Annotated in this window: 11 protein-coding genes; 8 read left to right on the forward strand and 3 right to left on the reverse strand. The window is 71.2% G+C overall.

What is annotated here, in order from left to right:
- On the forward strand, window positions 1–1931 hold a 1931-nt coding region (polA, locus tag TSO221_RS26905; protein WP_109121605.1), incomplete at its 5' end, for a DNA polymerase I.
- Window positions 1932–2049: 118 nt separating this feature from the next.
- Here polA and TSO221_RS26910 read toward each other — a convergent pair.
- A complete protein-coding gene (locus TSO221_RS26910; protein WP_109121595.1) occupies window positions 2050–2646 on the reverse strand; it encodes a hypothetical protein in 597 nt (198 codons plus the stop codon).
- A gap of 88 nt (window positions 2647–2734) precedes the next feature.
- Window positions 2735–3562: an NAD(P)-dependent oxidoreductase gene (locus tag TSO221_RS26915; RefSeq protein WP_109121596.1), complete on the reverse strand. Its 828-nt coding sequence runs from the start codon at window positions 3560–3562 to the stop codon at window positions 2735–2737.
- A 157-nt stretch (window positions 3563–3719) separates the two neighbouring features.
- Between TSO221_RS26915 and TSO221_RS26920 the strand changes: the two genes are divergently transcribed.
- Both TSO221_RS26920 and TSO221_RS26925 read left to right on the forward strand, forming a co-directional pair.
- Window positions 3720–4694, forward strand: a complete 975-nt coding sequence (locus tag TSO221_RS26920; RefSeq protein WP_247878293.1) for a BMP family ABC transporter substrate-binding protein — start codon at window positions 3720–3722, stop codon at window positions 4692–4694.
- The gene (locus TSO221_RS26925) at window positions 4691–7015 is read left to right on the forward strand and encodes a PAS domain-containing hybrid sensor histidine kinase/response regulator (protein ID WP_109121598.1); all 2325 of its coding nucleotides are present in this window, start codon (window positions 4691–4693) and stop codon (window positions 7013–7015) included. The genes TSO221_RS26920 and TSO221_RS26925 overlap by 4 nt, the downstream gene beginning before the upstream one ends.
- Before the next feature lie 3 nt (window positions 7016–7018).
- On the opposite strand, the gene TSO221_RS26930 is transcribed toward TSO221_RS26925, so the two are convergent.
- On the reverse strand, window positions 7019–8230 hold the full coding sequence (locus tag TSO221_RS26930; RefSeq protein WP_109121599.1) for a pentapeptide repeat-containing protein: 1212 nt from the start codon (window positions 8228–8230) through the stop codon (window positions 7019–7021).
- A gap of 261 nt (window positions 8231–8491) precedes the next feature.
- Here TSO221_RS26930 and msrB point away from each other — a divergent pair, with 261 nt between their 5' ends.
- The 5 genes from msrB (at window position 8492) to TSO221_RS26955 (ending at window position 11555) form a co-directional block, all read left to right on the forward strand.
- Window positions 8492–8995, forward strand: coding sequence for a peptide-methionine (R)-S-oxide reductase MsrB (gene msrB, locus TSO221_RS26935; protein ID WP_109121600.1), 504 nt, complete (start codon window positions 8492–8494; stop codon window positions 8993–8995).
- 178 nt (window positions 8996–9173) lie between these two features.
- Entirely contained in the window at window positions 9174–9740 is a 567-nt protein-coding gene (locus tag TSO221_RS26940) for a hypothetical protein (protein WP_109121601.1), read from the forward strand.
- A complete protein-coding gene (locus TSO221_RS26945) occupies window positions 9737–10354 on the forward strand; it encodes a hypothetical protein (protein WP_109121602.1) in 618 nt (205 codons plus the stop codon). The genes TSO221_RS26940 and TSO221_RS26945 overlap by 4 nt, the downstream gene beginning before the upstream one ends.
- Window positions 10355–10411: 57 nt before the next feature.
- On the forward strand, window positions 10412–11269 hold the full coding sequence (locus TSO221_RS26950; RefSeq protein WP_109121603.1) for an alpha/beta hydrolase: 858 nt from the start codon (window positions 10412–10414) through the stop codon (window positions 11267–11269).
- A gap of 118 nt (window positions 11270–11387) precedes the next feature.
- On the forward strand, window positions 11388–11555 hold the full coding sequence (locus tag TSO221_RS26955; RefSeq protein ID WP_109121604.1) for a YdcH family protein: 168 nt from the start codon (window positions 11388–11390) through the stop codon (window positions 11553–11555).
- Window positions 11556–11744 lie beyond the last annotated feature (189 nt).

Below are 11744 nucleotides of genomic sequence, written 5' to 3' on the forward strand. Positions count from 1 at the left end.
GGCAGGCGGGTCCTTTGGACCCGCCGAGAGCGGGGGAGGGCCGGGGTGGGGGCAATACGCCTGCGAGAACCCGCACCCACACCCTGCATGACGTCGTTCAGCGCTACGAACTGGTCCAGGATCTCGAATCCCTCGCGGTGTGGATCGACCGCGCCCGCGAGGGCGGCGTCATCGCCGTGGACACCGAGACCGACGGCCTCACCCCCGCCACCGCCAACCTCGTCGGCATCTCGCTGAGCACGGCGCCGGGGCTGGCCTGCTACATCCCGGTCGGCCACCGCTCCGCCGACAGCGCCGCGGGTGAACTGGCGCTGGGCGGCGACGGGCCGAAGCAGCTCAAGCCGGAGCATGCGATCGCTGCGCTGAAGGACGTTCTGGAGGACCCGGCGATCCTCAAGGTCGGCCACAATTTCAAGTTCGACCACCAGCTGTTCGCCCGCTACGGCGTGCGCGTCACGCCGACCGACGACACCATGCTGATGTCCTACGTGCTGGAGGGCGGCGCCCACGGCCACGGCATGGACGAGCTGGCCGAGCTGCACCTCGCCCACACCACCATCAAGTACGCGGACGTCTGCGGATCGGGGAAGACCAGGATCACCTTCGACCGGGTGGAGCTGGACAAGGCCCGCGACTACGCCGCCGAGGACGCCGACATCACGCTGCGGCTGTGGCACGTCCTGAAGCCGATGCTGGTCGACCATCATATGGTCACGGTGTACGAGACGCTGGAGCGCCCGCTCACCCCCATCGTCGCCGACATGGAGCGCGCCGGCGTGCGCATCGACCGCGCCGAGCTGCGCCGCCTGTCGCAGGACTTCGCCGAGCGGCTGGTGCAGCTGGAGGCCGAGGTGCACAAGCTGGCGCCGCGCCCGTTCAACGTCGGCTCGCCCAAGCAGCTGGGCGAGATCCTGTTCGACGATTTGAGCCTGCCCGGCGGCAAGAAGGGCAAGACCGGCGCCTACTCCACCGATTCCAGCGTGCTGGAGGGGCTGGCCGAGCAGGGGCACGACATCGCCCAGCGCGTGCTCGACTGGCGCCAGCTCGCCAAGCTGAAGAGCACCTACACCGACGCCCTGCAGGAGCAGGCGGACGCGCACGACCGCATCCACACCAGCTTCTCCATGGCGCTGACCAACACCGGGCGGCTGTCCTCGACCGACCCCAACCTGCAGAACATCCCCATCCGCAACGAGGAGGGCCGCAAGATCCGCCGCGCCTTCGTCGCCGAGCCGGGCTGCAGGCTGGTGTCGGTGGACTATTCGCAGATCGAGTTGCGGCTGGTCGCCGAGATCGCCGGCATCGAGGCGCTGAAGACCGCCTTCCGCGAGGGCATCGACGTGCACGCCATGACCGCCAGCCAGGTGTTCGGCGTGCCGCTCGACCAGATGACGCCTGATATCCGCCGCAAGGCGAAGACCATCAATTTCGGCATCATCTACGGCATCTCGGGCTTCGGGCTGGGCCGCCAGCTCGGCATCATGCCGGGCGAGGCGAACGCCTTCATCAAGACGTACCTGGAGCGCTTCCACGAGTTGAAGGACTGGATGGAGGCGACCAAGGCCTACGCCCGCCAGCACGGCCACGTCTGCACGCTGTTCGGCCGCAAGTGCTTCATCCCGGGCATCCACGACAAGAACGCCGCCCGCCGCGCCTTCGCCGAGCGGCAGGCGATCAACGCGCCGATCCAGGGCACCGCGGCCGACATCATGAAGCGCGCCATGACGCGGGTTCCCGCAGCGCTGGAGGCGGCGGGCTCAAAGGCGCGCCTGCTGCTGCAGGTGCACGACGAGCTGCTGTTCGAGGTGCCGGAGGACGGCGCCGGGGAGGCCGCGGCAATCGTCCGGCGGGTCATGGAGGGCGCCGCCAGCCTCGGCGTGCCGCTGGTGGCGGAGGCGGGGATCGGCAACTCCTGGGCGGAGGCGCATTGAGTGCTTTCCTGAGTCCCTACCCCAGCCCCGCTGGGGTAGGTTAGGAGGGGGCAGCGGCCTTTCCAACACGCCGTAGCCCCCACCCCAACCCTCCCCCGCCGGAGGCAGGGGAGGGAGCCTACCGCCCCGACACCATCCACGGCCGCCGCTGCGCCAGAAAGATGGCCGGGCGTTCCTGGATGTCGGTGACCACGAAGTCCAGCGCGATCCGCCCGCCCGGCGGCACGTCGCCGACGCTGAAGGCGATGCTGTCCAGCGGCTTCTGCACCACCCGCGCCACCCGGAACAGGTCGGCGTGGGCGTAGCGCTGGTAGACGCTGCCCTCGCCGAAGCTCAGGCCGTCGTCCTGGGTGCTCGCCTGCCCCAGCGGCTGCTGGAGCTCCACATCGTAGCCGGTCCACACGCTGTCGGTGCGGTTGATCACCACCTTGCGCAGCGCGTAGCCGAAGGGATGGTCGCTGCCGATGCGGTTGTGCGCCAGCCGGCCCGGCCACGCCTCCAGCGAGCCGCGGATGGTCAGGACCACCTGCTCCGGCGCGGTGACCTCCTCGACCACCACGAAGGGGTCCTCCGGCGTGCCGCCGCCGGAGGCGGACAGCAGGCGGAAGCCGCCCAGCTCGTCGCTGAAGGTCAGCCCGGCGACGGTGACGCTGTCGGCCCACGCCGCCGGAACGAACGCGAGCAGGGCGAGAACGACGACGCGGACCGCAGCCATGCCGCCCCCTTGTCCCGGCGACCCGATTGGTCAATGCCAAACATCGGTTCGGGAACAAGGGGTTGACACTCCACTTTCGAGGTAGCGTTTAGTCCAGGAAGATATCCGGCGCCAGCTCCACCCCCGGCGTCACCGCGTAGACGTCGAGGTCGGTCACCCCAGCCTCGCGCAGCACCTCGTCGTCGATGAAGAAGTTGCCGGTGCAGGTCCGGGCGTCGCGGGTCAGGATGGCGTGCGCGGCGTCGGCGAGGATCTCCGGCTTGCGGCAGTTGTCGAACTCCGCCGCGCCCTTCAGCATGGCGACGGCCGCCGTGCCGATGATGGTGCGCGGCCACAGCGAGTTGACGGCGACCCGCCCCTTGAACTCCGCCGCCATGCCCAGCGTGCACAGGCTCATGGCGTACTTGGCGATGGTGTAGGCGGTGTGGTGCTTGAACCAGCGCGGGTTCAGGTTCAAGGGCGGCGACAGCGTCAGGATGTGCGGGTTCTCCGCCTTCAGCAGATGCGGGATCGCCGCCTGCGAGCACACGAAGGTGCCGCGTCCGTTGACGCCCATCATCAGGTCCCAGCGCTTGGGCGGCGTCTCCAGCGTGCCGGTCAGACTGATGGCGCTGGCGTTGTTGACCAGGACGTCGAGGCCGCCGAACGCCTCCACGGTCTGCTGGATGGCGGCGGCCACCTGCGCCTCGTCGCGGATGTCGCACTGGATGGCGAGCGCCTTGCCGCCCGCCGCCTCGATCTCGGCGGCCGCCGTGTGGATGGTGCCGTCCAGCTTCGGGTGCGGCTCGGTGGTCTTGGCGGCGATGGCGACGTTGGCGCCGTCGCGCGCGGCGCGCAGCGCGATGGCCTTGCCGATGCCGCGGCTGGCCCCGGTGATGAACAGAGTCTTGCCCTTCAGCGTCCCGGCCGAGGTCATGTGTCTTCCTCCCTGAAATGTTGTTAGTTGACGTTAACGTCAACCATAGCAGCCCGCCGCGCGACCGTCCAGACGCAGGATGGGTACGCGAACATGCTGGTCATCTCACGGATATCGGGCCTACACTTCCGGTATACGAACGGTGGTGGAGAGACTCTTGCGGCTCGCCGTGCGGCTGTTGATCGCGTTATGCCTGCTGTCGGCGCCCGCCCGCGCCGCCGACCCGGTGCCGGGCCTCGTCTATGCGGTGGGGCAGAAGTTCGACAAGAGCTTCAACGAGGGCGCCTTCGCCGGAGCCGAGCGATTCAAGGCGGCGACCGGCACCCCCTACCTGGAGTTCCAGCCGCAGAGCACCGCGCAGTTCGAGCAGGCGGTGCAGGCGCTGGTCCGCCGCGGCGCCACCGACGTGGTGGTGATCGGCTTCTACTACGCCACGCCGCTGGCGGCGCTGGCGCCGAAGCACCCGAAGGTGCGCTTCACCATCGTCGATGCGGTGGTGGAGGCGCCCAACGTCCGCTCCATCACCTTCAAGGAGCAGGAAGGGTCCTTCCTCGCCGGGGTGATGGCGGCGCTGGCGTCGAAGACGGGGACGGTGGGCTTCGTCGGCGCGCTCGACATCCCGCTGATCCGCAAGTTCATCGCCGGCTACGGCCAGGGGGCGAGGCACGCGCGGGCGGACGCTCAGCTGCTGGTGAACTTCGTCGGCACCACGCCGGCCGCCTTCAACGACCCGACCACCGGCGCCGAGATCGCGCGCAGCCAGTTCCAGCGCGGCGCCGATGTGGTGTTCGCCGGGGCCGGCGTCTCCAACTTCGGCGTGTTCAGCGCCGCGCACGACGAGGGCCGGCTCGCCATCGGCGTCGACAGCAACCAGAACCACCTCTACCCCGGCACCATGCTGACTTCCATGCTGAAGCGCACCGACCGCGCCGTCGAGCAGGCGTTCCAGGCCGGGCGCGACGGCAGCTGGGCGCCGGGCGTGGTGGCGCTGGGCCTCGCCGAAGGCGGGGTGGACGTGGCGGTGGACGAGCACAACCGCCCCCTCCTCACCCCCGCCATGCTGGAGGCGGTGGAGGCGGCGCGGCGCGCCATCGTGTCCGGCACGCTGCGGGTGGAGGGAGGCGGGCCATGAGCCCGGCCCGACCTGACGCGCTGATCGACCGGATCCCGGCGATCGTGCTGGCCGTCGGGCCGGACTGGCGCATCCTCTCGGCCAACCGGGCGGCAGAAAGGCTGTTCGGCCGGCCGGCCGCGGCGCTGCCCGGCCGCACGCTGTGGGACGAGGCGAGCGATCTGGCCAGCTGGTTCCACCGCCCGCTCGCCCGCGTGCGGCGGAGCGGCCGGGAGGAGAGCTTCCTGGGGTTCTACCCGCCGCTCGACCGCTGGTACCGGGTGATCGCCTTCCCGCTGGGGGGCGGCAGCGTCGGCGTGCACATGACCGACGTCACCGAAGCGCACGCCGAGATCGCCCACCTGCGCGAGAGCGAGGAGCGGCTGAACGCCATGGTGGAGAACGCGGTGGACGCGATCATCACCATCGACGACCGCGGCCTCGTGCAGTCGGTCAACCCCGCCTGCCTGCACATGTTCGGCTACACCGCCGAGGAGATGCTGGGCCGCAACATCCACCTGCTGATGCCCTCCCACCACGCCATCCACCACGACGAGCTGATGCGGGCCAGCCGGCGGTCGGCGCCGTACGACGTGGTCGGCCGCTCGCGCGAGCTGGTGGCGCGGCACAAGGACGGCGCGGAAGTGCTGATCGAGATGGGCATCAGCGAAGTCCGGGTGAACAACCGCTGCTTCTACACCGGCGTCATCCGCGACATCACCGAGCGCAAGCGCGCCCAGCAGGCGCTGGTGGACGCCAACGTCTACCTGGAGCAGCGCGTCGCCGAGCGCACCGCCGAGGTCGAGGCCGCCCGCCGCAAGGCCGAGGAGGCGGCGCGCGCCAAGGCCGACTTCCTGGCCACCATGAGCCACGAGATCCGCACGCCGATGAACGGCATCCTCGGCATGGTGCGGCTGCTGCTGGACACCGCGCTGGACACCGAGCAGCGCGACTACGCGCAGACCGTGCTGTATTCGGGCGAGGCGCTGCTGACCATCCTCAACGACATCCTCGACATGTCGAAGCTGGAGGCCGGGCGGCTGGAACTGGAGCGCGTCGACCTCGACCTCAAGCGGCTGGTCGGCAGCGTGGCGGCGCTGATGTCGTCGCGCGCGGCGGAGAAGGGCCTGACGCTGGAAACGCGCGTGGCGCCGGACATCAGGCGCTTCGTGCGCGGCGACCCGACGCGGCTGCGGCAGGTGCTGCTCAACCTCGTCTCTAACGCCGTCAAGTTCACCGAGCGCGGCGGCGTGGCCATCGCGGTGGACGAGGATGTGGAGGCCGAAGCCGGGGGCGTCCGCTTCACCGTCACCGACACCGGCATCGGCGTGCCGGACGCGGTGCGCCCGCACCTGTTCACCGAGTTCTTCCAGGGCGACAGCTCGATCAGCCGGCGCTTCGGCGGCACCGGGCTGGGGCTGGCCATCTGCAAGCGCATCGTCGGCCTGATGGGCGGCGAGATCGGCGTCGACAGCCGGCCCGGCGGCGGCAGCGCCTTCTGGTTCACCGTGCCGCTGGAGGCCGCAGCGGCGCCCGACGACGACGACGCGCCGGAACCGGTCGCCGTCCGCCTGCGCCCGTTGCGGGTGCTGCTGGCCGAGGACAACCCGGTCAACCGCAAGGTGGCGGTGGCGCTGCTGGCCCGGCAGGGGCACGCGGTGACGGTGGCCGGGGACGGCGCCGAGGCGCTCGACCGCGTGCGCCGCGAGCGCTTCGACGTGGTGCTCATGGACATGCAGATGCCGCGCATGGACGGGCTGGAGGCGGCGCGGCGCATCCGCGCGCTGCCCGGCACGCGCGGCGCGGTCCCCATCGTGGCGCTGACCGCCAACGCGCTGGCCGGCGACGCCGAGCGCTGTCTGGCGGCGGGCATGAGCGACTACGTGCCCAAGCCCATCGTGCCGGAGGCGCTGGCCGCCGCGCTGGCCCGCCAGTGCGGCACCCGCGTCGAGGCCGGCGCCGCCGCGGCGGCGGACGGGGCGGACAGCGACGCGCTGCTCGACCCGCAGCCGTTGCGGGGGTTGAGCGCGGTGTTGGGCGAGGACGAACTGCGCCAGCTAGTGCGCGAGTTCATCGACGACGCCACCGCCAAGGCCGCGGCGATCGGCGGCGGGGCGGACCTCGCGGCGACGCGGGCGGCGGTGCACGACCTGAAGTCCACCGCCTCGACGCTCGGCCTGCTCGGCCTGCGCCGGCTGTCCGAGGCCATCGAGCACGCCTGCCTGGAAGACCGCGCCGCCGAGGCGCAGGCGCTGAGCGCCACCCTGCCCGACCGCCTCGCCCGCTCGCTGGACGCGCTGCGCCGCGCGTTCCCGGAGACGGCGGAGGTGGAGGGGGTTTAGGGGTTACGCCCGCCCCACCGCTACCGCCACCGCCCCGCCCAGCCCCAGCGCCAGCGACAGGTCGGCGCCCTTCAGCGTGTGGGCGGAGGACTTGATGGCCGTCAGGTCGGTGCCGTGCAGGACGGCGCGGGCGAGGCTGGCGTCGCGCAGGTCGGCGCCGGTCAGGCTGGCGCCGGCCAGGTTGGTCGGCCACATGCGGCTGCCGTCGCCGACGACGTCCACCGCGTTGAGCCGCGCCCGCCACAGCTTCGCCCCCGCCAGGTTGGCGCCGCGCAGGTTGCAGCCCGAGAGGTCGGCGCTGGTGAAGTCGGCGTCGCGCAGGTCGCTGTAGGACAGGTCGGCCATCACCAGCTTGGCGCCCGAGAAGTCCGCCCCGCGCAACCCGCAGAAGCGCAGCGACGCCGCCGACAGCATCTGGTTGGCGAAGGTGCAGCCGCGCAGGTCGGCGCGCTGCATCTCCAGCCGCGCGCCGGCCTTGCCGACGTGATCGACCCAGAGCTGGTGCGCCGACAGCGCGTCGGCGAGGCGCTCGGCGAGGCTCAGCAGGCCGGTGCCGTCCACGTCGATGCCGCGCCGCTCCAGCACGTGGCGCAGTTCGTCGTCGAGGCGGGCGCCGCACAGCAGGGCGCCGGTCAGGCTGGCCTTGTGCAGCGTCGCCTGGGTCAGGTTGGCGGAGATCAGCAGCGCCCCCGACAGGTCGGCGCCGGTCAGGTTGGCGCCGGCGAGGTCGCAGCCCGACAGGTCGCACTGCGCCATGCGGCACTCGGCGAGGATGGCGCGGGTCAGCAGCGCGCCGACGAAGGTGGTGCTGCCGTCCAGGTTGCCGGCCGGGCGGCGCGTCTCGCACGGCGCGATGGCGCCCTTGCGCAGGTCGGCACCGCTGAGGTCGGCCTCCGACAGGTGGGCGCCGTCCACCCGCGCGCCGCGCAGGTCGACGCCCATCAGCTTCGCCCCGGTCAGGTTGGCGCGCGACAGGTCGGAGCAGTAGAGGTCGGCCTGCCGCAGGTCGGCGCCGACGAGGCGCGAACCGTGCAGGCTGGCGCCGGCCAGCTTGGCGCCGGTCAGGTTGATGCGGTTCAGCCCCAGCCTGGACAGGTTGTGGAAGCTGAGGTCGGCGCGGCGGCCACGGCCCGGCGGATCGCGCTTCAGCCATTGCTGGTGCTGAAGCAGCGCGTCGCGGATCACCCGAAGATGCTTCTCGTCATGCCCCGACATGGACCTTCCCGCGCCGGTTACCCCCTCTGCCCGCGTCCTTCTCTCGCAACCGGGGGACGCGTGGCGAGGGCAGACGTTACAGATCGGAAACACGATTGGAAAGATCATATCCATAAAGGAGAGTGCGACGGAATGCAGCGGCCCTGCGCGCGCAATCCCGTTGCGCACGGACCGTCACGTCCGCGTGAGCGGCGTGCGAGGTCCCTGGGCGAAGCGCCACCGCGCACCGATACTCTTCAATGGTTTCGCGGAGGACGCACCATGACTCGACGCACCTTTCTGCTCGGCGGCGCCGGCCTGTTCGGCGGCGGGCTGCTGGCCCGGCATCTGGCGACCGCGCCCGCGGCGGCGGCGGAGCGCTTCCTGATCAACAAGACCCCGGCCGAGTGGAAGCAGACGCTGACGCCCGAGCAGTATTACGTGCTGCGCGAGCACGGCACCGAGCGCGCCGGCTCCAGCCCGCTCGACCACGAGAAGCGCACCGGCCTGTTCCTGTGCGCGGCGTGCGGGCAGCCGCTGTTCAGCTCCGCCGCCAAGTTCGACAGCGGCACCGGCTGGCCGAGCTTCACTGAGCCGCTGCCCGGCGGCGTCGGCACTTCCACCGACTACAAGCTGATCTACCCGCGCACCGAGGTGCACTGCGCGCGCTGCGGCGGCCATCTCGGCCATGTCTTCAACGACGGCCCGCCGCCGACCGGCAAACGCTATTGCATGAACGGAGTCGCCCTGCGCTTCGAACCGCGCGAGGCGGCGCCGGCCGGCTGACGGGGCAAACGAGCAAAAATCAAGCCGCGCGCCGACAACCCCCATGATACCGGACGGAATCTTTCGCGACCCAGGATGAAGATTGTGTCAGTCCGGTAATTTCTGCGACGCGGTGCCGCAGTACCAGCGCCGCCTTTGCGTGTACCATTCCGGTTCGCTCGACTGTGGGGCGCACGGAATGCTGTTCAATGCGGAATTCCTCGGATTGCTGGTGCTGGTGGCGAGCGCCGCCGCGCTGGGGCTGTCCATCGTTATCGACGTCGGCCGCGTGAGCGCCGAGCGGACGCGGGCGACCGTCCTGCAGCGGCAGATCGACAAGCGGCGGGGCGCGCTGCGCGAATGGACCGCCAAGACCAACACCCGCGCCGGCGAGTTGAAGGCGCTGCAGACGCGCCTCACCGAGTCGGTCGGCCGCCGCCAGAAGCTGCAGGCGGAGCTGAAGGCGCTGGAATACTCCAAGGTCGAGATGGTGCACGAGCTGGGCGAGTGCGACGCCGCGGCGCTGGGCTACTGGTCGCTGCTGGCGGTGGCCGAGGAGTCGGGCGGCGTCGATCGGCGCGACATCATCTTCTCGCGGCAGATCTGGGACTACCGCAACGTCACGCACACCTGGGCGGGCTCGGCCGAGCACGCGGTGAACCTGCTGCGCGCCGCCTTTTCCGAGCGCTGCGGCGTGCGGCCCACCAACCTGCAGCCGATCGGCGCGGCCGGCGAGGCCCTGATGGCCGAGGGCGTAGCCGCATGACCGGGATGCTGCTCTACATCGCGCTCGGGCTGATGATCCTGACCGTGCTGTCGAACCGGTTCTGGCGCCGGCAGCTGGTCTCGGCGCGAGTCTCGCTGAGCAAGCTGAAGGAGACCGCCGACGACGCCTCCAAGGAGCTGAGCGACGCCGCCAAGGAGTACGCCGCCGTCGACCGCCACATCACCGACACCGAGCGCCGCGCCGGCAAGGCCGAACAGGAGCTCGCCGCCACGCGGGCCGAGTACGAGGCCAAGCGCGACGGGCCGGTGCGGCGCTATTACATCTTCGACCGGCTGGAACCGCGGCAGGGCCGCTTCTACGAGGCGGCGGTGCGCTACGACCCGAACGCCGCGTCCGAGGACCGGGCGATCCACCGGGCCTGGAGCGGCGTGCGCCGCTACGTCCTGGTCGCCGAGACCGAGCGCGAGGCGCGCGAGCGCATCGGCAACCGCTTCACCCGCAAGCTCGGCTTCGAGGTGGTGGAGGTGGCGCCCTGCCGGCTGGCCGGCCTGACGGTCAACCGCATCGCCGAGTTGAGCACCTTCCGCCGCCCCTCGACGGGCGAGGACGACGAGCCGGCGCGCCGGCCGGCGCGGCGCGCGGCGCGGGCGTAGCCGCACCTTCCCTCCCCGCATCTTTCCTCCTTTCCCGGGCGCGCTACCTCCTTCGCCATGCGCCGCTTCGCTCCGCTGGCCGCCCTCGCGGCGATGCTCCCCGCCTGTTCGCCGCTCGGGCTCGTCGATGCGCTGACGCCGCGCGACGGCTACCGGCTGGAGGCCGACCTGCCCTATGGGCCGCTGCCGCGCCAGCGCCTCGACCTCTACCGCCCGGACCGGCCGAAGCCCGGCGCGCCGACCGTGGTGTTCTTCTACGGCGGCGCCTGGGAGTTCGGCGACAAGGGCAACTACCGCTTCGTGGCACAGGCGCTGGCGGCGCGCGGCTACACGGTGGCGGTGCCGGACTACCGCCTGTACCCGGAGGTGCGCTATCCCGCCTTCCTGGAGGATGGCGCCGCGGCCGTGGCCTGGGTGCGGCGCACCGCGGCGGGAGGCGGGCCGCTGGCGCTGATGGGCCACTCGGCCGGCGCCTACATCGCGGTGATGCTGACCGTGGACCGGCGCTGGCTGAACGCCGCCGGCACCGATCCCTGCGCCGCCGTGGCTTCCACCGTGGGGATTTCCGGTCCATACGATTTCCTGCCGCTCACCGAGCGCAACCTGATGGAGATCTTCGGGCCGGAGGACGGGCGCCCGCAGACGCAGCCGGTCACCCACGTGGACGGCCGCGCGCCGCCGCTGCTGCTGCTCGCCGGCGACGCCGATACCCGCGTGCGGCCGCGCAACAGCGCCAGCCTCGCCGGGCGCATGCGCGAGCGCGGCGGCCGGGCGGAGACCATCCTGTACCCGGGGCTCGGGCACGTGCAGACGGTGGCTGCCTTCGCCCGGCCGCTGCGCTGGCTGGCGCCGGTGCTGGACGACGTCGACCGCTTCCTCGGCAGCCCGCCGCCGGGAAGCTGTGCGGCGTCTTGACGCGCACGATTGTTTCGCAATCGAAGCGTAACGCGAATGTAATCCCATGGACCGGGGGCCGCGACTCGGGATACGCTCCTCTCCTTAGCCGAATCCGGCTACAGCAGGGAGAGCCATCATGAGCCTTGAGTCTCGCCTCGCCTCTCTTCGCAACCGCCACGCCGAGCTGGACGACAAGATCCGCCTCGAGCAGGCCCGGACGATGCCCGACACCCAGTCGCTGTCCCGCATGAAGCTCGACAAGCTGTACGTGAAGGAAGAGATCGAGCGCTTGGCGAGGGCCTGACCACCCTCCGGACCCATTCCCCATGGAAAAGGGGGCTGCGCAGGCAGCCCCCTTTTTGTTTGTCCGGCCCCGGTCAGTGTGCGGCGTCGCCGCCGCCTTCGAAGGAAGGCTCCTTGAGGCCGGAGAGCTTGAGCTGCTCGACCAGCGCCGCCTTCAGCCGCTCCAGCCCGTCCTCGCTGAACGCCTCGG

This window comes from Azospirillum sp. TSO22-1 (genome assembly GCF_003116015.1).
Taxonomy (GTDB): domain Bacteria; phylum Pseudomonadota; class Alphaproteobacteria; order Azospirillales; family Azospirillaceae; genus Azospirillum.

Excerpts from the sequence above, each read along its gene's own strand:
- TSO221_RS26910 (WP_109121595.1), bottom strand. The coding sequence starts at position 2,646 with ATGGCTGCGGTCCGCGTCGTCGTTCTCGCCCTGCTCGCGTTCGTTCCG.
- TSO221_RS26915 (WP_109121596.1), bottom strand. The coding sequence starts at position 3,562 with ATGACCTCGGCCGGGACGCTGAAGGGCAAGACTCTGTTCATCACCGGG.
- TSO221_RS26925 (WP_109121598.1), top strand. The coding sequence starts at position 4,691 with ATGAGCCCGGCCCGACCTGACGCGCTGATCGACCGGATCCCGGCGATC.
- TSO221_RS26930 (WP_109121599.1), bottom strand. The coding sequence starts at position 8,230 with ATGTCGGGGCATGACGAGAAGCATCTTCGGGTGATCCGCGACGCGCTG.
- msrB (WP_109121600.1), top strand. The coding sequence starts at position 8,492 with ATGACTCGACGCACCTTTCTGCTCGGCGGCGCCGGCCTGTTCGGCGGC.
- TSO221_RS26940 (WP_109121601.1), top strand. The coding sequence starts at position 9,174 with ATGCTGTTCAATGCGGAATTCCTCGGATTGCTGGTGCTGGTGGCGAGC.
- TSO221_RS26945 (WP_109121602.1), top strand. The coding sequence starts at position 9,737 with ATGACCGGGATGCTGCTCTACATCGCGCTCGGGCTGATGATCCTGACC.
- TSO221_RS26950 (WP_109121603.1), top strand. The coding sequence starts at position 10,412 with ATGCGCCGCTTCGCTCCGCTGGCCGCCCTCGCGGCGATGCTCCCCGCC.
- TSO221_RS26955 (WP_109121604.1), top strand. The coding sequence starts at position 11,388 with ATGAGCCTTGAGTCTCGCCTCGCCTCTCTTCGCAACCGCCACGCCGAG.